Origin of the sequence: Lachnospira sp., assembly GCF_016290755.1 — a bacterium.
Classification (GTDB): domain Bacteria; phylum Bacillota; class Clostridia; order Lachnospirales; family Lachnospiraceae; genus Lachnospira; species Lachnospira multipara.
The window spans coordinates 1-24,133 of the sequence record NZ_JAEEVD010000007.1 but is presented as its reverse complement, the minus strand read 5'-3'; the positions used below and the strand labels follow the sequence as shown (position 1 = coordinate 24,133).

Here is a 24,133-nt window from a genome sequence, read left to right as displayed (position 1 = left end):
CTAAGGTAAAATTTAAATATAAATACCGAAGAATTGAAAATACCAAGGAAAAGAGGGCAGGATGAAAATCCTGCCCTTAGTTTTGTCCTTAGTTTTATTCTTATTTTTATTTTATATCGTTTTCTTTTTTATATTTTAAAACTCTTCTATCATATTCTTTCTTATGTCTTTTTGCCTGTCCTATAATAACAAGTAAAATGATTATAAGAGCCACTAATGTAACAACTAACTGCTTTACTGAAATGCTAGGACTAGTTTTATATTCCTTTAATTCCTCTTTAAAGCTCTTAACACTTTCTACAATAGAGTTTGAGTATTCATTTGCATTATTAATAGCCGCCTCGTCTGCAGCTACCTTCTCTTCGTAGGCAATAGTTTCATAGGTCTTTACATTTTCTAAAATATCATTGCCAGTATCTGTACCCACTAAAGTTCTGTAAAGTCCAAATCTTGAAGGGCTATATTCATATTCATCATCCACATAAAACCACCAGCCTTGCTGGGAAACATGTCTTGTATAGGCAGTTTTTAAGGCATCTAGGGCAGTTCTATTATTAAGAGTTTCAAGTTCTTCCCTTAAATTAAGAGTAATAGTGTTCTCACCATACAAATGAATATAGGTCTTAGGAACATCATAGCTGCCATATTCACTAGCAGATTCCGGATGGTAGTTGGCATCGTTTGAGTTATTAACTGAGTCTGCCACTGCATTTGCTAAAAGGATATGGGCGCCGTGGCCGTATTCTCCATTAAAATCCTGTGTTACCACAATTAGTGGCTGGAAACGTCTGATGCATTCAGTGGTGTAGGCGCAAACACTGTCGTAGTCGTAGTTTTGAAGGGCAGCATCATAGTCACCACAGTAGTAGTCGTAAAAATCTCCCTTTACAGGATAGATATTAAGACCAAGTTCCCACAAACCATCTAATTCTTCGTGCTCTCTATAAGGTTCTGACTTGTAAAAGTCACACATATAGGCAACTTGAACAGATACGTCATCTCTTGAACCGTAAAGGGCAAGTACTCCACCAAGGAAGAGAATCTCATCATCTGCATGTGTTGAAAATACAAGGATGTCAGGTCTAGTAGCTGTTGGATTCCAAACTTGAACGCTATCTGGTAAATCACCTTTAGATAGAACTGCTATTTCACAGATTCTCATATCTTCAGTTAAGTTGATATTTAGTGACTTTGTAGCTATATCAAGTGGAATATATTCATGTAAAAATCCATCTTCACCGCAAGTTAGTGTCACATCCCCATAGCTAATAGTGTAGCTAGTTTGTGGATTGTGATACCATTTTATATAAAGACCATACATGTCCTCTTCACAGTCTATGGAAACACTAGTGTTAGCACTATATTTTACGGAACTTTTGTAGGAATCATCTCGCACAAGAGAAGTGTCCGCCAAAGATTTATTAAGTGTGAAATTTAGGAAACTAGCAGTTTGGGATTCTGCATTTGTTTCTTCTGCCTTGCAAGGCTTTGAATTAAAGATAAGTAAGCCACTTATTATAAGAATTAGGCTTAGAAAAAATTTAGAAAATTTAAGTCGCATTTTATAAGTCCTCCCCCTTAAATCGTGTATTATAAAAATAACATTTTTATATTTTAAGCACAAGTGATATGATATAAATATAGACAGAAATATAAGAGCAGAAGTTAGAAAAGTAAAAGAGTAGAAATTAGAGAAGAAAAAGAGTAGGGAAAAAGAGGGATTTATTATGAGGAGAGATTTTGCTTACATTAGGGTAGGAGTGTATGCAAGTACACTTTCTATCAGACTTGGAGAACAGGTAGTTAAAAAGCTACAAAGAGTGAATAGGGATAAATATATTGAACTTGTTAGAATCAAGCCGGTGACTCGTAAAAAAGGCGAGGAATTTGAGCTTTTAGTAAATGCCCTACAGGGCGATAAAATTGATATGGCAGCCATTTTCTTAGACAAGCTCTATCAATGTGAGAACGACAAAATAGAGAGGATTCTTAAAAAAAGAGGCTTAAGTTTAGCTACTGTAATGCCTAGAGAATCTGAGGAGACAGTGCTTGTAAAGAAGAGGTTTCAAAGCCAGAAGGAAGACAAATTAAGCATTTGCACTGATAGCAGCGAGCGATTAATCCAGATTGAAGATAGATTTCCTGAAAGCAGTACAGAAGTTTTTGAAGGAGTTAATAGCTGCCTTAGAGAGCTTTCAAGAGGAAATGTATCTTGTGCTATACTTCCAATGTATGCCATAAAGGTTATGAGCAAGGATAAGTATAGAGGCTTTGAATATTTAAATTACGATAGAAAAAGATTTATACCAAGCATGGGCCAGGGAATTCCTTTGCTAATAGAGCGAGACGGGGAAGGCCTTGAATTATCTAGTAAGAGATTACTTGATGGGGACGCGGCTTATGAAGTATTTATGGAAAGAGAAATTTATGATAAAATAAAGGAGCTTGATAAGGAAAACAGGCTAGATTATTTAACTATTAATGCAAAGGCTAGTTTGAATAAGCTAGACATTAATGTATTTTTAGATATCGAAGGATGTGCCTTTAGAATAAACAAGAAGGGCGATAAATTAGACAAGAATGTAATTACATCTAAGATTTTAGAGGAAGTTAATGACATGCTTATAGGTTTGTAATAAATGGAAGTTAGGAAGGAATATTTATGGAGTTTAGAAAAATTGATGATACTAAGTTTCAGTGCAGATTGTTAGAGGAAGATTTAGAGAATAACAACATCTCACTAGACGATTTTTTTAGAAATGACACAGTTAAGATTCATGGCTTACTTGATGCTGTAATGGAAGAAGCTAAGGAAAGTATTGGTGTTGATTTAGATGGTGGAGTTATGTCACTACAGCTTGCACCACAGCCAGATCACTCAATCTTACTTACAATTTCAACAGGTAAGGAAGATTTTAACTCAATGCTTAAGCAGGCCGGTTCTGATTTATCTCAGACCTTTGCTAAGGATTTGCAAAAAAATGTTTTCAAGAACGTAACGGATGCAAAAAACCCAGACTTTAAGAGTTTTGATAAGATTGCAGAAATCTTTAAGAACATGGAAGATGACTCAGAAGAAAAGGAAGATGAGGCTTCTAAGATAGAAAAGCTTGAGGGTGAAATAGGAAAGCCAGATCAGACAACAGCAAGTAAGGAAGATGCCCTTACAGAAGAGAGGGCTAAGAAGACAAGAAAGCCTAAGGATGATACTAGATTCCTTGTAGGGGTATTTGTATTTAATAGCTTAGAGGAATTTGAAGAGATGTGTAGTAAGGCTGTTAAGACATGGCGCGTTACTAACAGCTTATGGAAGAATGATGATAAATACTATCTTGTAATTAATAGAGGTAGTTGCAGTAAGGAGAAATATATCCAGTTACTTAATACTGTAGTTGAGTATGGTAAGTTTGACTGGGCAGGTGAAGAGAGAGTTTCTTATGTTAAGGAACACTTCACACCAGTAATTAAGAATAATGCAATTAATACTGTAAAGAGGTACTTATAATGCGCTATCCACAATTTTTAAAAAATAACGGGACTATAGGTTTTGTTGCACCATCCTTTGGATGTGCAACAGAGCCTTATTTTACTGCCTTTAAAATGGCACAGGATAAATTTAAAAACATGGGCTACAAGCTAGACCTAGGCCCTAATGTATATAAGGCAGAAGGTATTGGAATAAGCAATAAACCTGAACTTTGCGCCAAGGAATTAATGGATATGTATCAGTCAAAGGATAATGATGTTTTAATTTCTTGTGGTGGTGGTGAGCTTATGTGTGAAATCCTAGATTTTATAGATTGGGACTTATTAAAAGGGTCAGATCCTAAGTTTTATCTAGGATATTCTGATAATACTAATTTTACCTTCCTTTCAAATATCCTAATGGATACAGCAAGTATTTATGGCCCCTGTGCTGCAAGCTTTGCTATGCCAAAATGGCACAAGGCCCTAGAGGATACGTTTGAGGTCTTAACAGGAAAAGACTATGAAAAGGAGGGCCAATACATTTTCAAAAAGATTAGTTCTTACGATAGCTTTGAAATAGAGTCTTTAAAGACAGAAACTAATCCAGCACCAGAATATAACCTTACTATGAAAAAGGAGCTTAAACTCTTTAAGGGTGATAAGTTAGTAAGTGATGGCGCTACCCTTGAGAACGTAGCAGCTAATGAGGCTGGCCTTGAGTTTGAGGGACGTTTAATTGGTGGTTGCCTTGACTGCCTTGCCAATATTCTTGGCACTAAGTTTGATAAGGTAGAGGAATTTGTTGAGAAATATAAGGACGATAAGATCGTCTGGTTTTTGGAGAGCTGCGATTTAAATGTATTTGATATAAGAAGGGCTCTTTGGAGAATGGATAATGCCGGTTGGTTTAAGAATGCCGCTGGTTTTATCATAGGTAGACCAATGCATTATAATGAGCCAATTATGAATTTGGACCAGTATAGTGCGGTTACGGGGATAGTTGGGAAGTATAATTTACCAATAATTATGGATGCTGATTTTGGACATCTTCCACCTAGCATGCCAATAATTTCCGGTAGTTATGCAAGGCTTAAAGCTAAAGAGAATAATATTGATATTTTCTATTATTTACGATAGAATAAGACAATACATGTCAGACAAATTTATGGTATTGTCTGACATATGGATTTCGTAGTGGCTTTCGAAATTAGATTCTATTTAGCTTAATGAGGATTAAGCCTAGATAAAGAAAATTGGAGGAATGATTTTATGGGAATGACTATGACACAAAAAATTCTTGCCGCTCATGCAGGACTTCCTGAAGTTAAGGCAGGACAGTTAATTGAAGCTGATCTTGACTTAGTTCTTGGTAATGATATTACATCTCCTGTAGCTATTCATGAGATGGATAAGATGAAGTTAAAGAGCGTGTTTAATAAGGATAAGATTGCACTTGTACCTGACCACTTTGTTCCTAATAAGGATATTAAGTCAGCAGAACATTGCAAATGTGTTCGCGAGTTTGCAGCTAGACATGAGATTACAAACTATTTCGAAGTAGGTGAGATGGGTATTGAACATGCACTTCTTCCTGAATCAGGTTTAACAGTTGCTGGTGATGTTATTATTGGTGCAGATTCACATACATGTACTTACGGAGCCCTAGGTGCTTTTTCAACAGGTGTTGGCTCAACAGATATGGCAGCAGGTATGGCAACTGGTAAGGCATGGTTTAAGGTGCCATCAGCAATTAAGTTTAACTTAACAGGAAAGCTTAAGCCTTGGGTATCAGGTAAGGATGTTATCTTACATATCATTGGTATGATTGGTGTTGATGGAGCTCTTTATAGATCTATGGAATTTAGCGGAGAAGGCGTTTCTTCTTTAACTATGGATGATAGATTTACAATCGCTAATATGGCTATTGAAGCAGGTGGAAAGAATGGTATCTTCCCTGTGGATGATTTAGCTAGAGCATATATGAAGGAGCATTCAAAGAGAGATTTTGTGGAATATAGCGCAGACCCTGATGCTGAGTATGATGAGGTTATTGATATTGACCTTTCAAGCTTAGAGTCAACTGTAAGTTTCCCACATCTTCCTGAGAATACTCACGTAGTTGGTACATTTGATGATATTGCAATTGACCAGGTTGTAATTGGCTCATGTACTAATGGTAGAATTGATGACCTTAGATGTGCTGCTAAGATTTTAGAAGGCAGACATGTTAAGAAGGGAATTAGAGTTATTATTATTCCAGCTACTCAAAAGATTTACATGCAGGCTATTAAAGAAGGCTTAATTGAGACCTTTATTAAGGCTGGTGCAGTTGTATCTACACCAACTTGTGGCCCATGTCTTGGTGGTTATATGGGAATTTTAGCATCTGGTGAAAAATGTGTCTCAACAACAAACCGTAACTTCGTTGGACGTATGGGTGCTATTGATTCAGAGATTTATCTTGCAAGTCCTGCAGTTGCTGCAAGTTCAGCAATCACAGGTAAGATAAGCAAGCCAAGTGATTTAGGATTATAAGAAAGGGAGTGGCAGTGATATGAAGGCAGAAGGAAAAGTTTTTAAATTCGGTGATAATGTAGATACAGACGTAATTATTCCAGCAAGATACTTAAACTCATCTGATCCAGCTGAGCTTGCTAAGCATTGTATGGAAGATATTGATAAGGACTTTGTTTCAAAGGTTTCAAAGGGAGATATTATTGTGGCTAATAAAAACTTTGGTTGTGGTTCTTCAAGAGAACATGCACCAATAGCTATTAAGGCAGCAGGTGTATCTTGTGTTATTGCAGAAACCTTTGCAAGAATTTTTTATAGAAATTCTATTAATATTGGTTTACCAATCATTGAGTGTCCAGCTGCTGCAAAGGAAATTAATGCAGGAGATGACATTGAAGTAGACTTTAATACAGGTATTATCTTCGATAAGACAACAGGTAAATCCTATGAAGGACAGGCCTTCCCAGAGTTTATGCAAAAGCTTATAAACGCTGGTGGACTTATCAATTATATAAATGAAAAGTAAAGATTTCGTAATATTTGTATTGCATTTGTAACAAAATTATAGTATGATGGGAAGCATCTGATAAGTTAGGCACAAATTTTCAATATTTAGGAGAATTTAAAATGAAAACACTTTTAAAGTCTCTTGCAGGCTTCATGGCTTTTGTGTTTATCTTTAGTTTACTTTCAGTTAAAAGTTTTGCTTCTACTAAGGAAGTGGATTTGTATTCCGAATACTATAATTCCGGCAATATATTTGCACAGATAGGCTATTATGGTCAGTGTACTTGGTATGCCTATGGTAGAGCTTGTGAAGTAAACGGATGCTTCTATCCTTTTAAGTGGGATGCAGCAAAGTGGTACTATTACGCAAAAGACAGTGGCGAATTTGAAGTCGGTGACGAAGCAAGAGCAAACTCAATCGCTGTATGGTCTTACTATGGTAGCGGACATGTGGCATATGTGGAAAGCGTTAGTGGTGACGAGGTAACTATAACTGAGGCTAACAATGATCACTCAATTAGTTATAAAAGCTATAGTCTTTCTACAGGAATTAAGCAGTATGATGGTTACAAGACTTATTCAAGCCAAGGGATGAAGACAAGATATTCTAAGGGCGTTTTACTTGGATATATCTATTTATCATCTGAATCAGAGCTTGAATTATCTGATCCTTCAGAAGTTCTAACAGACATTACTGGAGCGAATGCTGGTATAGAGGCAGCTAGTGAAGCTCTAGTACAGCAAAAGAACGCTAATTCCAATTCTCTAGTGCTTTATAATAACAACGGTTATTATAGTAACTATAAGCTAGAGGAAGAATTAATTGATTATGACAAGGCAGTCATAATGAGAAATGAAAACTAGATATTTCATTTCAATTTAGAGACTACAGTTTTTCAACGTAGTCTCTAAAATTTTTTTTCAGACGAATTGAATTATAAATCGCAGCGTATTCTACATTTGAAAGCCCCTCGATATAATTCTTACTGTAATTTTTATCCAATTTATTTTCTAATAAACTAACGGCCTTATTATAGGCAAGGGCAGCCTCCGCCTCAGTATTATATACACCTACAATAAAGTCCCCATTAATATGAATCTTAGTTTTATAAAAAATACGTCCATTTTTTTCAAACTGACTTACCCCATTATATTTATTAATCACCTGAAGATTTTCATATCTAAAGTCTAGTTCGTCTCCATTTTTGAAAATGTAGTCTTTTCCTTTAATGGAATGCCCTTTAACCCCATATCTTGAAAGTATGCTAGTTTGAAGGCCGTAATCCGCTACAAAATAGTAGCCCCCTCTTGCCTGAATAGTGTGATTGCTATAGTAAAATAGGTCATCAATGGAAAAGGTTAGAATTACATTTTCAGATAAAAAATAAATAAAGGAGTTCTTGGCTAGATAAATTGGGGTTTTTATATAGATGCCATTATCTCTAAAATTCACCAAACTAATATACTTTGCAAGAGAAATGTGCATAAGCTTATAACCAGATGTTTTCTTATCTGGGTTTACAAAATATTTCTTTGGATATCTTAGAATTCTTGTGGCTTCTTTATAGATGGCTTTTGCAGTCTCTAAATCCTCAGAGCTACCAAGACTTATATGCTTATTTTTGTAAGTAATGGACACTCTGTAGTAGGGACTTTTATCCTTCTTAAAAGCCTTATAAATTCCCGTTGCCATAGGACCTCCTATTATTTTTACATTTTTTAATTGTCACGTCATATATTAATAATATTGTATCATTTTTAATACAAGTTATCAAATATTTATATATTATGTCCATGAGCTAGAAACAAATGTGCACCACAGAAAAACTTTTTGTTGTAATTACTATATTAGATGTTGTATAATATTACCTAACTTATCTTGATTTATGAAGGAAGGAAAAAGATAAGAGCTTTAGGAAAATGGTAGACTAAGAGGTCTACAATGGAGGTAGTTATGAGTATTTTATACAGCAGCACAAGAGATGCTTCAGTTAAGGTTAAAGCATCCGAGGCAATTTTAAAGGGATTAGCAGCAGATGGTGGCTTATTTGTTCCTGATTCTCTTCCAAAGATTGATAAGACATTAGAAGAATTCTCTAAGATGTCTTACAGAGAAGTTGCTTACGAAGTAATGAAGTTATTATTAGATGATTTTACTGAGGATGAGTTAAAGCATTGTATTAACAGCGCTTACGATTCTAAGTTTGATACAGACAAGATGGCTCCACTTGTTAAGGCAGATGGCGCATATTTCCTTGAGTTATTCCATGGTAAGACAATCGCATTTAAGGATATGGCCCTTTCAATCTTACCTCACCTTTTAACAACTGCAGCAAAGAAGAACAATGTTAAGAATGATATCGTAATCCTTACAGCTACATCAGGTGATACAGGTAAGGCTGCTCTTGCAGGTTTTGCTGATGTTCCAGGTACTAAGATTATTGTATTCTATCCTAAGGATGGTGTTTCACCAATTCAGGAAAAGCAGATGGTTACACAAAAGGGTAACAACACATATGTAGTTGCTATTAAGGGTAACTTCGATGATGCACAGACTGGTGTTAAGAAGATTTTTGCAGATAAGGAATTAGAAAAAAGAATGGATGCAGCTGGTTTCCAATTCTCATCAGCTAACTCAATTAATATTGGTAGATTAGTTCCACAGATCGTTTACTATGTATATGCTTACGCTCAGCTATTAGCTAATGGAGAAATTAAGGCTGGAGATAAGATTAATGCCGTTGTTCCAACTGGTAACTTTGGTAACATTTTAGCAGCTTATTATGCTAAGAACATGGGTCTTCCAATTAATAAGCTTATTTGTGCTTCTAATGAGAACAAGGTATTATTCGACTTCTTTAAGACAGGCGAATATGATAAGAATAGAGATTTCATTCTTACAACATCACCATCTATGGATATCTTAATTTCAAGTAACCTTGAAAGACTTATCTATAGAATCGCTGGTAATGATGCAGCTAAGAATGCTAACTTAATGAAGGAATTAAGAGAGACTGGTAAGTATACAATTACTGAAGATATGAAGAATGAGCTTAAGGATTTCTATGGTAACTATGCTTCTGAGAATGAAGATGCAGCTACTATTAAAAAGATTTATGAAGAAACTGGATATGTAATTGATACTCATACAGCAGTTGCAGCAACAGTTTATGAGAAGTATAAGAAGGAAACAGGGGATGAAACTAAGTCTGTTATTGCTTCAACAGCTTCTCCATATAAGTTCACAAGATCAGTAATGAACGCTATTGATAAGAAGTATGATGCTTTATCAGATTTCGAATTAGTAGATGAATTAGAGAAGATTAGTAAGGTAAAGGTTCCGCAGGCTATTGAAGAAATTAGAACTGCACCAGTAGTTCATGACACAGTATGTGAAGTTAATGAAATGAGTATTACTGTTCAGAATATCCTTTCTTTAAACTAATTTTTAAAGAGAAAATTTTAGGAATTCTTTTAGAAAAAAATGGACATCTTTTTGCCTAAGAACTATTTGTTTATTTATATAGTTTTATAATAATTTGCTATTGCATTGGTATAATTGTCGTGTTACAATATTTTTAGATATTTCAGTAACAATTAAACCGTGCAGTAGCAATTTTGTATTCTGGGGTGAAATATGGGCGTAGATTCAATAACAGGGTTATATGATTTTAATGAGTTTTTAAACAGAGCGAAAGCTCATATATCAAAATATGCTAGCCAATACGCTATTATTATTAATGATGTCAGCAACTTTAAATACATCAATAAGTTTTACAGCAAGCAAACAGGTGATGTCTTCATTGATGATATGGCTAGATATTATTTAGTGGGAAATCCAAGAAGCGTTTGTGCTTGTAGAATAGATGCAGAACAATTTGCAACAGTTTTAGATTTAGGGGATATTCATATTGATAATGAATTAAAGCGAATTGTTTGGATGAATGAAGAATTTGAGAAGGTAATGAACAATAAGTTCCCAGATATTTATATTCATGTATATACAGGAATTTATTTCTTCTCAGATACTAATGTAGATTTAAGAGAAGCCTTTGATAAAGCTAAGATGGCAAAGGCAAGTATTAAGGGTAAGCTAGATATTCCTTATAAGGTTTATGACCCTAATGAATTTATTAATAAAGAAAATGAGATGGAGGCCTCTAATTTATTTAGAAAGGCACATCAAGAAGATAGAGTCGTTGCATTTTTACAGCCACAGTTTTCTTTTAAGGATAAGAAGGTAGTGGGTGCAGAATTACTTTCTCGAATCATTGATGAAGAGGGAGATATAGTGGAGCCAAGATATTATATTTCTACTCTTGAACAGACAGGTATTATAAGTACTCTTGATAAGTTAATGACAGAGAAAGCCTTTGCAATACTTAGAAGATGGGAAGATGAGGGCAGAGACCTTATGCCTATCTCAGTAAATGTAGCAAGACAAGAATATGTTAAACCTGACTTTGTAAAGCGAATGAAGGACTTACAGAGAATGTTTAATGTAGCACCAAAATATATTGAGTTTGAGATTTTAGAATCTAGCTTTTTGGAAAATAGTGACTTGATTTTAAAGACTACAAATGAATTAAGAGATTTTGGTTTCCAGGTCAGCGTAGATGATTTTGGCTCTGGTTATTCTTCTTTAAATCAGATTGCTACAATTCCAGCAGATACAATTAAGCTTGATAAGAAGTTTGCTAGCAAGTCCCTAAAGACAGAGAAGGGCAAGGTAGTTGTAAAGTCTCTTATTAGAATGCTTAAGGATATCGACTATAAGATTGTATTTGAGGGTATTGAAACTGAGGTGCAATATGAACTTGCAAGAGATTATGAATGTGATTTAATTCAAGGATATATTATAGACAAACCTATTCCAGTTAGTAAGTTTGAGGAACGCTATAATAAACAACATAGACAAAGAGATTAGATATAATTTTCCTTTTTAATATATTCCTTTCTTATAAGAGAAGGACTATGCGATTGCATAGTCCTTCTTTTATTTGTATTTGCATGTTAATTTGTAGGCTTTGTTTTACATAGACTTCATAAGGCTTTTCTTTTTATAGTAGATCACACAGATTATAAGTAGAGCCCCTATAAAAAGTATTAAAGAAACAACAAGGTAAATGTTAAGACTAGCCCTTAAATATCTAGCAAGCATTTTACTAAAATACACAGGCCTTACATTTAATTGCTGATATTTTTTTGAAATTAAAAGACCTAGTGGCAGGATGCTTGTCATAATAGTTGCAGCTAGTAGTGAGTAAGAAACAAATCTTAAACTCCTATGTAACCATTTATTAGATCTTAGAATTACAAGTAGGCAGGCAATGGATAAAAGTGCTAGGGCAGGTAGCCCATAAACAATTAACTGCCTAAATATGGCCTTAAGAGAGTTGTAATAATAAAGAAAAGACACTGAAAGGTTTTTTGAATAAATCAGACATATATGATCTATTAAATTATTAATGCCTTCCCTATCAATATTCTCCTCAGGAATGTTATTAGACTGAATATAAGCTTCTATATTACTTGTTAGAGTATCTCTTACATAGTCTGTGTTAATGTTATAGCTATCACCATTTAAAACTGCAAGGAGGTAATTCTTTCCCTGATTGTAGGTATTTTTAATAGTGAATACATTTTCTAAAACAGATTCATCTAAATTAGAAGGGTAGAGATAATCAAGGGCTTCTGTGTAACAGTACTTATTAACCGATTCATAATAAGTAGACTTATTCATGGCATCAATTACCAAGGCCTTATTAAAAAGGCCAAAGTAGGTGCCAATTAAATAGCCCATAACCGTAAGAAGAATAGACAGTATAAAAGAAGCTATTCCTGGAACTATATATTCTTTTATTTTCTTTTTCCTAGTTGCCTCCATAAAATCTCCCCTTTAGTGCTTAACTTAAGCCTCTTTCAAATCCCCAATTAATAAATAATATCTGCGCCAGAAATCTTGTTGGCATAGATAAATAATCTGTTGACCTTATGACCAATTAGATTAAAAGGATAACAGGTGTAAAGGATTAGCTGCTCTTCATCTTTGGATAAATCAAAAGCCGAACCATCTGTCATATGATGGACCTCCACGGCGCTAACCTGATATTCATAAAGGCCATAGTTTGTACTTATGCTAATTATGTCCCCCTCAGTAATATACTGTAATGGCAGACAGTAGGTGGTGTTGTGCCCACAAGCAAGGATAGGCTTTCCAAAACCCGGCATGCTACTACCTAGGTATTGTCCAATGCCTTTGCGTAAAATGTTGGCATCATCACCAAGATAGAGTGGAGCAGAAAGGCCTATGCGCTCACAGCTTATATAACCATATTGTGTTGAGTTTGCAGGCACTGTAACATCCGCTAGTGGAATTTCTTCTATATTATCGGCTTCAAGTACAGCCTCTGCTTCACTTGCAACATTTTCATCATAAATAACAGAACTAATCTCTGTAGCATTATTATTGGGGCTTGTGACAACGCTTCCTATAGTAAAGATAGTTCTTAGAACTGGAAAGCTAATTAAAATGATTAAGCCCACACCAAGTAAACTAAAAAATAATGGCATAGTTACATATGCCATTATTATCTTAAATGATTTTGATTTCATATTTATTGCCTTTCAGTTGGGTCTTTTTTAAAGGTAAAGTAAGAACAAACAGCAAGGACAATAACTAAAACAAATATGACTGAATATGTAATAGTAAGATCTATACCGGTTTGTTTAATAACTCCTGACTGACTTGTGCTTCCTGAAGAAGAGGAGCTAGAGCCTGTAGTTGTGTAGTTGTTAGTAGTGTTACCTGAGTTGTCGCTTGAGTTGTTGTAATTATTTGTGGTGTAATAATTATTAACATTAGTAGTTGCTAGTGTGCCATCTGAATAATCAGCAACTGCAACTGTGTTTCCACTGCTATCTGTAATAACGATAATATCGCTTGTGGAATCTACTGAAACGCTAAGGCCTAAAACACTACAAGCAGCAGTTAAATCATCAAGTAATGCAGATTTTTGTGCGCTTGTTAGTTCTGAAACCTTTGTGGCACTGCCAGCTACCGAAACCGCGTTATTGATATAATTAATTACGGTAGTTGCATCACTTGAACTTACATCCACATCATCTCTTAGAAAATAATTTGTTACCTGAGTTGTATAACCTGCAGAAATGCTATTATTTGCAAGGGCACTAATAATGGCCTGTTCATCTGCTGTTAAGCTTGCTGCCTTTACGCTTATTATTAAACTTAAGCTAAATATGGCAGTGGCCAAAATAGCTCCTAATTTCTTTAGAAACATAGTATATCCTCCTTAAGATATTTGGTTGTTAATTCACGAATTATTTAACTTAATAATATCATATTATTAGAAAATGTCAATAATTTAAGTATCATTAAAGCCCCACAGTGAGCAATTTTCTTAATATTTAGTTTATAAATTGTTTATGGAAAAAAACGGTAGAAATGTTGACATTAAGTTTCTAGAGTGATATTTTAATTATGACGATATTAGCACTCCAATTAAATGAGTGCTAACAAGTAGAATAGACTAGTAGAAAGGGGTGTGGCCATGGATTTAGATGAACGTAAGGTAAAGATACTTAAGGCTATTATTAAGAATTATCTTGAGACTGGTGAGCCAGTTGGTTCAAGAACAATTTCTAAGCTTGAAGGTGTTAATTTAAGTTCAGCAACAATTCGTAATGAAATGGCTGACCTTGAAGAATTAGGCTATATAGTTCAGCCTCATACATCAGCTGGTAGAATTCCTTCAGATAAGGGATACAGATTCTATGTTGATGACATGATGAAGCAGAGAGAATCAAGCGTTTCAAAGAGAGAAGCAAAAGTTTCTATTAAAGAAGCAGAGCTTGATAGCATGAAGGAGAGCCTAGACGAACAGGTTGATAAAGTGGAAGAACTTTTACAGAATGTTGCTAAGGTATTAGCAAATCAAACTAATTACGCAACAATGGTTTCAACACCAAAGTTTAAGGGTAATAAGTTAAAGTTCATTCAGCTATCAAGTCTTGAGTCTAACAAGATTTTAGCAGTCTTAGTAATGGAAGGTAACCTAATTAGAAATAAGGTTATTAAGATAAGCGAAGATATCTCACAAGAGAATCTATTAAAGCTTAACATTTTACTAAATACTAGCTTAACAGGCTTAACCTTAGAAGAGATGAATCTTAGTATTATCTCTAAGATGGAATCTCAAGCAGGTGAACATTATAACCTGATTAAAGAAGTGCTTGCAGCAATCGTAGAGACAATTAGTAAAGCAGATAGTCTTAAGATTTACACTTCTGGTGCGACTAACATTTTCAAATATCCAGAGTTAAGCGATTCAGAGAAGGCAAGCGAGCTAATATATGCCCTTGAAGAGAAGAATGATTTATCAAGTTTAGTACTTGATTCGGTAGAGGTTGTCGGAGATGAGAATCATGAAGATACAGGAATTCAGGTATATATTGGTGATGAAACCCCAGTACAATCTATGAAGGATTGCAGCGTTGTTACAGCAACCTACGAACTTTCAGATGGTTTAAAGGGTACCATAGGAATTATTGGTCCAAAGCGAATGGATTATGAGAAGGTGGTTGAGAATCTTCAGAACATAAGAAGTCAGCTGGACAATGTATTTAAAAAGACGTGATGAAAGGTTGGTTAATAAATGTCTAAGAAGGAAACAAAGTCTAAGACAGAAGAGATTAAGAAGGAAGAGAAGGTTAGCACTAAAGAAGCTAAGGTAGAAGAGGCTAAGACAGAAGAAGTTAAGACAGAAGAAGCCAATACTTCAGAAGCTAAAGCTGAGGAAACTAAGGCGGAAGAAGCTGATACTTCAGAGGCTAAGGAAGAGAAAAAGGATCCTAAGGATTTAAAGATTGCAGAACTATCAGATAGAGTACAGCGTCAGATGGCAGAATTTGATAACTTTAGAAAACGTACTGAGAAAGAGAAGTCAGCAATGTTTGAAATGGGAGCTTCAGATATTATTAAGAAGATTCTTCCAGTTATAGATAATTTTGAAAGAGGTTTTAAGTCAGTTTCTGATGAGGAACTTGAAACACCATTCGCTAAGGGAATGGACATGGTTTACAAGCAGTTTTTAAAGCTACTTGAAGATGCAGATGTTAAGCCAATTGAAGCTGTTGGTAATGAATTCAATCCTGATTTACACAACGCAGTAATGCATGTAGATGATGAATCAGTAGGTGAGAACATTATCGTAGAGGAGTTTGAAAAGGGCTATACATATAGAGATTCAGTAATTAGACACAGCATGGTTAAGGTGGCTAACTAAGAGTCTTAAGATATAAGTTTATAAGTAATATTTGAATATGAAATTTTTAGGCTAAGGCCGGAAAGGAATTATATCATGGGTAAAATTATTGGTATTGATTTAGGAACAACTAATTCATGTGTTGCAGTTATGGAAGGTGGTAAGCCAGTTGTTATCACAAACCAGGAAGGTGTTAGAACAACTCCATCTATCGTTGCATTCACAAAGACAGGTGAAAGATTAGTAGGTGATCCTGCTAAGCGTCAGGCAGTAACTAATGCTGACAAGACAATTTCATCTATTAAGAGACATATGGGTACAGACTATAAGGCTACAATTGATGATAAGAAGTATACACCACAGGAAATTTCAGCAATGATCTTACAGAAGTTAAAGGCAGATGCTGAAAACTACTTAGGTGAGAAGGTTACAGAAGCTGTTATTACAGTTCCTGCTTACTTCAACGATGCTCAGCGTCAGGCTACAAAGGATGCTGGTAAGATTGCTGGTCTTGATGTTAAGAGAATCATCAACGAACCAACAGCTGCTGCATTAGCTTACGGTCTTGATAACGAGAACGAGCAGAAGATCATGGTTTACGATTTAGGTGGTGGTACATTTGATGTATCTATTATCGAAATCGGTGATGGTGTTATTGAAGTACTTGCTACAGCTGGTAACAACAGACTTGGTGGTGATGATTTCGATAATGCAATTACACAGTATATGTTAAATGAATTTAAGGCTAAGGAAGGCGTTGATTTATCTTCTGATACAATGGCTCTTCAGAGATTAAAGGTTGCTGCTGAGCAGGCTAAGAAGGAATTATCTTCAGCTACAACAACTAACATCAACCTTCCATATATTACAGCTACAGCTGAAGGCCCTAAGCATTTCGATATGACTCTTACAAGAGCTAAGTTTGATGAATTAACACATGACTTAGTTGAGAAGACAGCAGAGCCAGTTAGAAACGCATTATCAGATGCTGGTTTAACAGCTTCTGATTTATCAAAGGTATTATTAGTTGGTGGTTCTACAAGAATCCCAGCTGTTCAGGATAAGGTAAAGCAGTTAACAGGACATGAACCAAACAAGTCACTTAACCCAGATGAGTGTGTAGCTATTGGTGCTTCTATTCAGGGTGGTAAGCTTGCTGGTGATGCAGGTGCTGGTGAAATCCTTCTTCTTGATGTAACTCCACTTTCACTTTCTATCGAAACAATGGGTGGTATTGCTACAAGACTTATCGAGAGAAATACAACTATTCCTACAAAGAAGAGCCAGGTATTCTCTACAGCTGCTGATAATCAGACAGCCGTTGATATTAACGTAGTACAGGGTGAAAGACAGTTCGCTAGAGATAACAAGTCTCTTGGCCAGTTCCGTCTTGATGGTATCCCTCCAGCAAAGAGAGGTGTTCCACAGATCGAAGTTACATTCGATATCGATGCTAATGGTATTGTAAATGTATCTGCTAAGGACTTAGGTACTGGTAAGGAACAGCACATCACAATAACAGCTGGTTCTAACATGTCTGATGAAGATATCGATAAGGCTGTTAAGGAAGCTGCTGAATTCGAAGCTCAGGATAAGAAGAGAAAGGAAGCTATCGATACAAGAAACGAAGCTGACTCAATCGTATTCCAGACACAGAAGGCTATTGATGAAGCAGGTGACAAGGTTGATGCTAATGAGAAGGCTACAGTTCAGGCTGACTTAGATGCATTAAAGAAGCTTGTTGAAGAATCAGATCCAGAGAACATGACAGATGCTCAGGTTGATGAAATTAAGGCTGCTAAGGAAAAGTTAATGACAAGTGCTCAGAACCTTTTCGCTAAGCTTTATGAATCACAGCAGGCAGCTGCAGGTGCAGGTGCAGGAGCTCAGGGCTTCGCAGGTGATGCTAATGCTAACGCAGGTGCTTCTTCAAGCTATGGTGACGACGTTGTTGATGGAGATTACAAGGAAGTCTAGGAAAATTAATCTAGGAACTGCATAGCAGTTGTTACACTAGATAGCATAAATTATTTTGGGAGTCGATTTATCGGCTCCCTTAAGTGCTAAATAACATGTGCACAATAAACGAGTATAGATTATAAGTTTGAGGAAATTTTAAATGGCAGATAAACGAGATTATTATGAAGTCCTTGGCGTTTCTAGAGACGCTAGTGAGGCAGAATTAAAAAAAGCATATAGACAGCTTGCTAAGAAATATCATCCAGATATGCATCCAGGTGATGCCGAAGCAGAAGCTAAATTTAAAGAAGCCTCAGAGGCTTACGGCGTATTATCTGATGCTGACAAGAGAAGACAATATGATCAGTTTGGTCATGCTGCCTTTGAAAATGGCGGCGCTGGTGCAGCAGGCGGATTTGACTTCGACTTTAGCGACTTCGGTGACATTTTCGGAGATATCTTTGGCGGCATGTTTGGCGGCGGCGGTGGAAGCAGACGTAACAGCAATGGTCCACGTCGTGGCGCAGATGTAAGAATTGGAACAAGAATTACATTTGCAGAAGCAGTTAAAGGAACTAAGAAGCAGATTGAAGTTAATATTAAAGAGACATGTAGCTCATGTAACGGAACTGGTGCTAAGAAGGGTACAAGTCCTGAGACATGTAAGAAGTGTAACGGCCGTGGTCAGGTAACATACCAGCAGCAGTCACTCTTTGGTATGGTTCAGTCAGTAAGACCTTGTCCAGATTGTGGTGGAACAGGTAAGATTATTAAGGAAAAGTGTCCAGACTGTAAGGGTACTGGTTACATTAACACTAAGAAGACTATCGAAGTTACAATTCCAGCAGGTATTGATGACGGACAGGCTATTAGAATTTCTGGAAAGGGCGAGCCAGGCGTTAACGGCGGTCCAAGAGGAGATTTATTAGTTGTTGTTTCAGTATCTAAGGATCCTAACTTCATTAGAGATGGCTACGATGTTTTATCAGAAGTTAAGATTAGCTATCCTACAGCTGTTCTTGGTGGTGAAATCAAGGTTAAGACAGTTGATGGTGAAGTTCTATATGAGGTTAAGCCAGGAACTGCATCAGGTACTAGAGTTAGACTTCGTGGTAAGGGTATGCCAACTCTTCGTAATGAAAATGTACGTGGTGACGCATACATCGACCTAGTAGTTAATATCCCTACTCATTTAACTAAGGAGCAAAAAGATGCCCTTCTTGAATATGACAAGGCATTAACTGGCGAAGAACGTCCAACAAAGAAGAAAGGCTTATTTAAGTAAGCTTTATAATTTATATATGAAATCTATTAATCTCTCTAGCTAAATTTAGCTAGAGAGATTTTTTATGTGTATTTTATTTGTATAGTAAGAGAAAAAATTATATAATAATTTTAGATGAAAAATAATTGTTTGAACGCAGTGTAAGCAATCCCCCGCTTCAAAAGCGTAAGCTTTAAGCGGGGGTATAAGGCTTACTAGTGTCAGAAGGGGTTAAAGCCCCTTCTGACAGGTGGCACAAAGTGCCACTGCGTTCATGAGGAAGTAGCGAAGCGGATTCCGAATGTCCGCTTTACTTTTGTGAGGACTTAAACTTAAATAAAATATTAGGGGGTTACTAACTATGTGGGCTTATGAAAGCGTATTTTATCAGATTTTCCCCATAGGAATGCTTGGTGCACCAAGGGAAAATGATGATGTAGAAGCAGATTTTAAGGTAACTAATAGATTAGCAAAGATCGATGAGGATTGGCTTGATCATTTTGAGAAACTAGGGATCAATGCTATTTATTTTTCACCAATTTTTGAATCCGATTCACATGGCTATAATACAAGGGATTATCGCCTTATAGACAGAAGACTAGGTACTAATAAGGATTTTACCGACTTAGTTAAAAGACTTCATGATAGAGGAATTAAGGTGGTTATAGACGGGGTCTTTAATCATGTAGGCAGAGGTTTCTTTGCCTTCCGTGATGTCATAAAAAATAGGGAAAAATCTAAATACAAGGATTGGTTTAACATAAACTTTGGAGGAAATTCAGAGTTTAACGATGGTTTGTGGTATGAAGGCTGGGAAGGTTGTTATGACTTGGTAAAGCTAAATCTTTCAAATGAAGAGGTTGTAAACTATCTCCTAGAATCTGTAAAGATATGGGTGGAGGATTTTGATATTGATGGAATTAGACTTGATGTAGCTTATTTACTTGATAGGAATTTTTTAAAGAGACTTAGAAGTTACACAGATGGTTTAAAGGCTGATTTCTTCTTGTTAGGAGAGATTTTAGGTGGAGACTATAAAACTATAATGGCAGATGATATGTGCCACTCTGCAACTAATTACGAATGTTATAAGGGTATTCATTCAAGTTTAAACAGCATGAATCTCTTTGAAATCATGCATTCCCTAAAAAGGCAGTTTGGTCCGGAGGATTGGACACTTTATAAGGGAAGACATTTGCTAAGCTTTATAGACAATCACGATGTTACAAGGGCGGCCTCAATTATTCAAAGACCAGAGCATTTAAAGCTTATGTTTGCCTTTATCTTTACAATGCCTGGCATTCCTTGCATCTACTATGGAAGCGAGTGGGGCGCTAAGGGAGAGAAAAACTACGGGGATTACGAATTAAGAGCGGCCTTTGATAAGCCAGAATTTAATGAGCTTACAGAATATATAGCAGAACTTGCTAAGTTTAAAACTAAGAACAAAGCCCTAAACTACGGGGATTTCACCGATTTAATGATTACAAATAGGCAGTGTGCCTTTAAGAGAAGCTATGAAGGGGAGAGCGTTTTCATTTTCATAAATGCAGATGAAAATCCATACGAGTTTAACGTGGCGGGTGAGCACTTTACCCTAGAGCCCTTTGGCCTAAGGATACTTATATAATTTACTTAAAAGAAAAAGTAGAAATTGATTGGGGGGATTTATGTGAAGGAGAATAAGGATAAGAATAACAATAAGAAAAGTAATAAGAAATTTTTATATCTACGAACTGCCACAATATCTATTGGGCTTGTGTCATTACTAGCCCTAATTTTAACTATTGGAGCCTTTGCTATTGAAGAGTCTAATACTAGTAAGCATTTAAAGGCTGGGGTTGTGGAAAATGTAGAGCTTGAGACGGAGCAGGCTGTACCTCGCCTATTTTCACTAAAGGGGGAGGCTAGCCTAAACATTTCCCTAGGAGAAACATATATAGACCCAGGAGTTAAGGCATGGGACGAGTATTTAGGGGATATTTCTGAAAAAGTATTTATTAGCTCTAATGTAGACAGCAGCAAGCTGGGTAGCTATGAGGTAAGCTATAGCCTTGAAGATGTAGACGGAAACACTTTAGAGCTTATCCGCGTGGTAAATGTGGTGGATTTAGATGCTCCCGTAATTAGCCTTGCAGGAGATAGCATAGTTTATTTAAAACTTGGTGAGAGCTACACAGAACCTGGCTTTAGTGCAAGTGATAATTATGATGGTGATTTAACTGCAAATGTGGCTAGTACTAACAACATAGATACAAGTAAAATAGGCGTATATAATATCAATTATTCTGTTTCAGATTCTTCAAATAATACAGGAACTGCCACAAGAAAGATATATGTTTATCAACAACAAACTCTAGAACAAACAAGAAATCCAGGGGATAAGGTAGTTTATTTAACCTTTGATGATGGACCATATAAGTATACATCTAGTCTTTTAGATATTTTAGATAAGTATAATGTAAAGGCAACATTTTTTGTAACAAATCAATATCCGGCTTATCAATACTTAATTGCTGAGGAAGCTAGAAGAGGTCATACAGTAGCAATACATTCTTATTCTCATAAGTATTCAGAAATATACTCAAGTGAGGAAGCTTATTTTAATGACTTAAATGCTATGCGAGAGATTATTATTAATCAAACCGGCGTGGCACCTTCAATAGTTCGTTTTCCTGGCGGCACAGATAATACTGTAAGTAGGCATTACAACATAGGTATCATGTCTAGACTTACAAGTGCGCTTAGCAATATGGGCTATAGGTATTGCGATTGGAATGTTTCATCAGGAGATGCTGGTGGAGTACAGACAAGGGATTCAGTTTATAATAATGTTACAACAGGAATTGCCAATAGAAATGTGTCAGTGGTTTTACAGCATGATATTAAAGGCTTTAGTGTAGATGCTGTGGAAGATATAATTGTTTGGGGATTGGCAAATGGTTATACATTCCTTCCACTAGATACAAGTTCACCTATGGTACATTCAACACCGGCAAATTAACTTCCCGTTGATTTAATGTTAAAGATTTTGTAAAATGTTAATGATTACAGATTATTTTAATATTAAAGAGGGAGTTACAAATGTTTAAAAAATTATTAAAGCAAGTGACTGCCATTAGTTTAATGGCAGTCCTTTTTTGTTTATCGTTAGCTGCATGCGCAGACAAAACAAAAGAGGAGACAAAAGAAACTAGTGTTGAAACGGAGGCTACAACAGAAGAAACTACAGAGGCAGAGCCTAGTGAAATCAGTTTAATCATGGTGGGGGATATTTTACTTCACGATAGAATTGAAGAATATAGCCTTCAGGAGAACGGCGAATATGATTATTCTGCTATTTTTGAAAATGAAAAAGAATCCATTGAAAAGGCCGATCTTAGTCTAGTTAATCAAGAAGTTATTATTGGCGGAGAAGATCTTGGGATTTCTGGCTATCCAGCTTTTAACTGTTCCTATAACTTAGCAACTAATTTGGTAAATACAGGTTTCAATGTTATTCTACATGCCACAAATCACGCCCTTGATAAGGGTAAAACAGGCCTTTTAAATTGTATAGATAACTGGAAGAAAAACTATCCAGATGTGGCAGTTTTAGGAATTAATGAAACTAGAGAAGATAGAGATATTATCTACGTTTATGAGAAGGATGGCATGAAGGTTGCTATTCTTAACTATACTTACGGAACTAATGGAATTTCTCTTCCATCAGATATGCCTTATGCAGTCAATTTACTTGATGAGGATCAGGTGGTTAGTGATATAAAGAGAGCTAAGGAGATAGCAGACTTCGTTATTGTTTGCCCTCACTGGGGAACTGAATATTTGCTTGAAACTGATAGCCTACAAAAGAAGTGGACTAAGATTTTCCTTGAAAATGATGTTGACCTCGTAATTGGAACACATCCACACGTTATCGAGCCAATTGAAATGCTTACTAATGAAACTACAGGTCATCAAATGTTGGTTTATTATTCTCTTGGTAACTTTGTAAACTGGACATCTTCAAGCGGAACAGGCATTGCTAATAGAATGCTTGGAGGCATGGCAGAGGTTACTCTTGCAAGAGATGATAATGGTGATGTAGTAATTAAGGATTATGGAGTTAAAGCAGTGGTATCCCACGTTACATCAAAACTTAACGGAATTACGGTTTATGACTTAGCAGATTACACAGAGGAGCTTGCTAGTGAAAATGAAATCGTAAAACAGGATGCAACATTTTCAAAGGAATATATCACAAGCCTGGCAAATCAGGTTTGGGGAGATTTGTGGCATTAAAAAAATCTTTTTTAAGGAGCATTTAATGGCAGGTTTAATTAATGAAAATTTTGAAGAAGAATTGTTAACAGAGCTATCTTGGATAAAATCTGTAGTAGTAGATATTGGAGAAAAATTGGGTATAAATACATTTGAAATAGAATTATTAAAAAATTCAATAGAGCCTGAAGAAGAAAAAGCTATTAATAAACTAATTGTACTTAATTATAAAAAAATAGAATCTCTGGATATAGCAGAACGTAGAAAACTACTTGAAAAATACTTTTTTAATGAAACGGGAAAAAGTTGGAATGTTCCAGATGAGATATCAGAAAAACTCGTACAATTACGTTTAGAAGAATTATCTACAAAGGATAAGTAATTCGATAGTATAAATAATTGATTTAAGAAATGAATAGTAAAAGAAGATAAAAAATCTCTTCTAACTAGATTTACCAGTTAGAAGAGATTTTTTTTCTTTATAAAATTTATGTCAAGTGCTCTTTAAAATAAGGCTTTCCGTTCATATCAAAGCTGGATTTATGGCTATTTGACTGTAAACCTTCTTTAAAAGAAATTCTTTTAAATGAATAAATAAAGTAGGCTATCTCAGCTACTCCCGTAATTACAAAGGAGAAAGGGTAGAGCAGGTAAAGTGATGGAATTGTGCCAATGATGGCAAATACAGTCTTTACCCATAAAACTCTAAATACACAAGAACCCATAATTACAATGAATGTAGGAACTCCTGTTTTATGAATTGCTCTTGAGGCAGCAATAGTACAGTCCATAAGGGCTGATAAAAAATAACAAAGGGCCATGATGTTTAGTCTCTTTAGACCTGCATCGATTACAGCTGGTTCTGAAGAGAATAAAG

Annotated in this window: 21 protein-coding genes and 1 pseudogene; 16 read left to right on the top strand and 6 right to left on the bottom strand. The window is 35.7% G+C overall.

The features are described 5' to 3' along the window. Positions 1 to 106 precede the first annotated feature (106 nt). Positions 107 to 1,561 carry a PIG-L deacetylase family protein gene (locus QVA17_RS03455; RefSeq protein ID WP_287386471.1) on the bottom strand — a complete coding sequence of 485 codons (1,455 nt, stop codon included), beginning with the start codon at positions 1,559 to 1,561 and terminating at the stop codon, positions 107 to 109. Between the two features lie 166 nt (positions 1,562 to 1,727). Between QVA17_RS03455 and QVA17_RS03450 the strand changes: the two genes are divergently transcribed. From QVA17_RS03450 to QVA17_RS03425, 6 genes are all read left to right on the top strand, one after another. Beyond that, entirely contained in the window at positions 1,728 to 2,636 is a 909-nt protein-coding gene (locus tag QVA17_RS03450) for a hypothetical protein (protein ID WP_287386470.1), read from the top strand. 26 nt (positions 2,637 to 2,662) lie between these two features. Next, positions 2,663 to 3,505 carry an adaptor protein MecA gene (locus QVA17_RS03445; protein ID WP_287386469.1) on the top strand — a complete coding sequence of 281 codons (843 nt, stop codon included), beginning with the start codon at positions 2,663 to 2,665 and terminating at the stop codon, positions 3,503 to 3,505. After that, on the top strand, positions 3,505 to 4,605 hold the full coding sequence (locus QVA17_RS03440) for a S66 family peptidase (RefSeq protein WP_287386467.1): 1,101 nt from the start codon (positions 3,505 to 3,507) through the stop codon (positions 4,603 to 4,605). The genes QVA17_RS03445 and QVA17_RS03440 overlap by 1 nt, the downstream gene beginning before the upstream one ends. Before the next feature lie 132 nt (positions 4,606 to 4,737). Continuing rightward, on the top strand, positions 4,738 to 6,003 hold the full coding sequence (leuC, locus tag QVA17_RS03435; protein WP_074521809.1) for a 3-isopropylmalate dehydratase large subunit: 1,266 nt from the start codon (positions 4,738 to 4,740) through the stop codon (positions 6,001 to 6,003). A 19-nt stretch (positions 6,004 to 6,022) separates the two neighbouring features. Continuing rightward, on the top strand, positions 6,023 to 6,508 hold the full coding sequence (leuD, locus tag QVA17_RS03430; RefSeq protein WP_287386466.1) for a 3-isopropylmalate dehydratase small subunit: 486 nt from the start codon (positions 6,023 to 6,025) through the stop codon (positions 6,506 to 6,508). A 101-nt stretch (positions 6,509 to 6,609) separates the two neighbouring features. Next, positions 6,610 to 7,353, top strand: coding sequence for a CHAP domain-containing protein (locus QVA17_RS03425; RefSeq protein WP_287386465.1), 744 nt, complete (start codon positions 6,610 to 6,612; stop codon positions 7,351 to 7,353). 22 nt (positions 7,354 to 7,375) lie between these two features. On the opposite strand, the gene QVA17_RS03420 is transcribed toward QVA17_RS03425, so the two are convergent. Next, positions 7,376 to 8,182 carry a hypothetical protein gene (locus QVA17_RS03420; RefSeq protein WP_287386463.1) on the bottom strand — a complete coding sequence of 269 codons (807 nt, stop codon included), beginning with the start codon at positions 8,180 to 8,182 and terminating at the stop codon, positions 7,376 to 7,378. Between the two features lie 261 nt (positions 8,183 to 8,443). On the opposite strand from QVA17_RS03420, the gene thrC reads away from it, so the two are divergent. Together thrC and QVA17_RS03410 are read left to right on the top strand one after the other, a co-directional pair. Next, positions 8,444 to 9,934 carry a threonine synthase gene (gene thrC, locus QVA17_RS03415; RefSeq protein WP_287386461.1) on the top strand — a complete coding sequence of 497 codons (1,491 nt, stop codon included), beginning with the start codon at positions 8,444 to 8,446 and terminating at the stop codon, positions 9,932 to 9,934. 192 nt (positions 9,935 to 10,126) lie between these two features. Then, on the top strand, positions 10,127 to 11,416 hold the full coding sequence (locus tag QVA17_RS03410; RefSeq protein WP_287386459.1) for an EAL domain-containing protein: 1,290 nt from the start codon (positions 10,127 to 10,129) through the stop codon (positions 11,414 to 11,416). Between the two features lie 105 nt (positions 11,417 to 11,521). On the opposite strand, the gene QVA17_RS03405 is transcribed toward QVA17_RS03410, so the two are convergent. Genes QVA17_RS03405 through QVA17_RS03395 form a run of 3 tightly spaced genes read right to left on the bottom strand, consistent with a single transcriptional unit; the run spans position 11,522 to position 13,790 of the window. After that, positions 11,522 to 12,376 carry a hypothetical protein gene (locus QVA17_RS03405; RefSeq protein ID WP_287386457.1) on the bottom strand — a complete coding sequence of 285 codons (855 nt, stop codon included), beginning with the start codon at positions 12,374 to 12,376 and terminating at the stop codon, positions 11,522 to 11,524. 47 nt (positions 12,377 to 12,423) lie between these two features. Further along, positions 12,424 to 13,104, bottom strand: coding sequence for a class D sortase (locus tag QVA17_RS03400; protein ID WP_103953034.1), 681 nt, complete (start codon positions 13,102 to 13,104; stop codon positions 12,424 to 12,426). A 2-nt stretch (positions 13,105 to 13,106) separates the two neighbouring features. After that, positions 13,107 to 13,790, bottom strand: coding sequence for a hypothetical protein (locus QVA17_RS03395; protein WP_287386455.1), 684 nt, complete (start codon positions 13,788 to 13,790; stop codon positions 13,107 to 13,109). 270 nt (positions 13,791 to 14,060) lie between these two features. Between QVA17_RS03395 and hrcA the strand changes: the two genes are divergently transcribed. From hrcA to QVA17_RS03355, 8 genes are all read left to right on the top strand, one after another. After that, positions 14,061 to 15,146, top strand: coding sequence for a heat-inducible transcriptional repressor HrcA (gene hrcA, locus QVA17_RS03390; protein WP_287386454.1), 1,086 nt, complete (start codon positions 14,061 to 14,063; stop codon positions 15,144 to 15,146). A gap of 18 nt (positions 15,147 to 15,164) precedes the next feature. After that, positions 15,165 to 15,794: a nucleotide exchange factor GrpE gene (grpE, locus tag QVA17_RS03385; protein WP_287386452.1), complete on the top strand. Its 630-nt coding sequence runs from the start codon at positions 15,165 to 15,167 to the stop codon at positions 15,792 to 15,794. A gap of 75 nt (positions 15,795 to 15,869) precedes the next feature. Next, the gene (gene dnaK / locus QVA17_RS03380) at positions 15,870 to 17,750 is read left to right on the top strand and encodes a molecular chaperone DnaK (RefSeq protein WP_287386450.1); all 1,881 of its coding nucleotides are present in this window, start codon (positions 15,870 to 15,872) and stop codon (positions 17,748 to 17,750) included. 142 nt (positions 17,751 to 17,892) lie between these two features. Next, positions 17,893 to 19,017 (top strand): molecular chaperone DnaJ, encoded by a 1,125-nt coding sequence (gene dnaJ / locus QVA17_RS03375; protein WP_027431178.1) that lies wholly within the window; start codon positions 17,893 to 17,895, stop codon positions 19,015 to 19,017. 340 nt (positions 19,018 to 19,357) lie between these two features. Continuing rightward, complete coding sequence (locus tag QVA17_RS03370; protein ID WP_287386448.1) at positions 19,358 to 20,626, top strand: alpha-amylase family glycosyl hydrolase; 1,269 nt, start codon at positions 19,358 to 19,360, stop codon at positions 20,624 to 20,626. A 42-nt stretch (positions 20,627 to 20,668) separates the two neighbouring features. Continuing rightward, on the top strand, positions 20,669 to 22,000 hold the full coding sequence (locus QVA17_RS03365; protein ID WP_287386446.1) for a polysaccharide deacetylase family protein: 1,332 nt from the start codon (positions 20,669 to 20,671) through the stop codon (positions 21,998 to 22,000). 80 nt (positions 22,001 to 22,080) lie between these two features. Beyond that, positions 22,081 to 23,277 (top strand): CapA family protein, encoded by a 1,197-nt coding sequence (locus QVA17_RS03360; protein WP_287386444.1) that lies wholly within the window; start codon positions 22,081 to 22,083, stop codon positions 23,275 to 23,277. A 25-nt stretch (positions 23,278 to 23,302) separates the two neighbouring features. Further along, positions 23,303 to 23,638: a hypothetical protein gene (locus QVA17_RS03355; RefSeq protein WP_287386442.1), complete on the top strand. Its 336-nt coding sequence runs from the start codon at positions 23,303 to 23,305 to the stop codon at positions 23,636 to 23,638. A 106-nt stretch (positions 23,639 to 23,744) separates the two neighbouring features. On the opposite strand, the pseudogene QVA17_RS03350 reads toward QVA17_RS03355, so the two are convergent. Continuing rightward, a pseudogene (locus QVA17_RS03350) lies at positions 23,745 to 24,133 on the bottom strand (hypothetical protein); the annotation flags it as partial.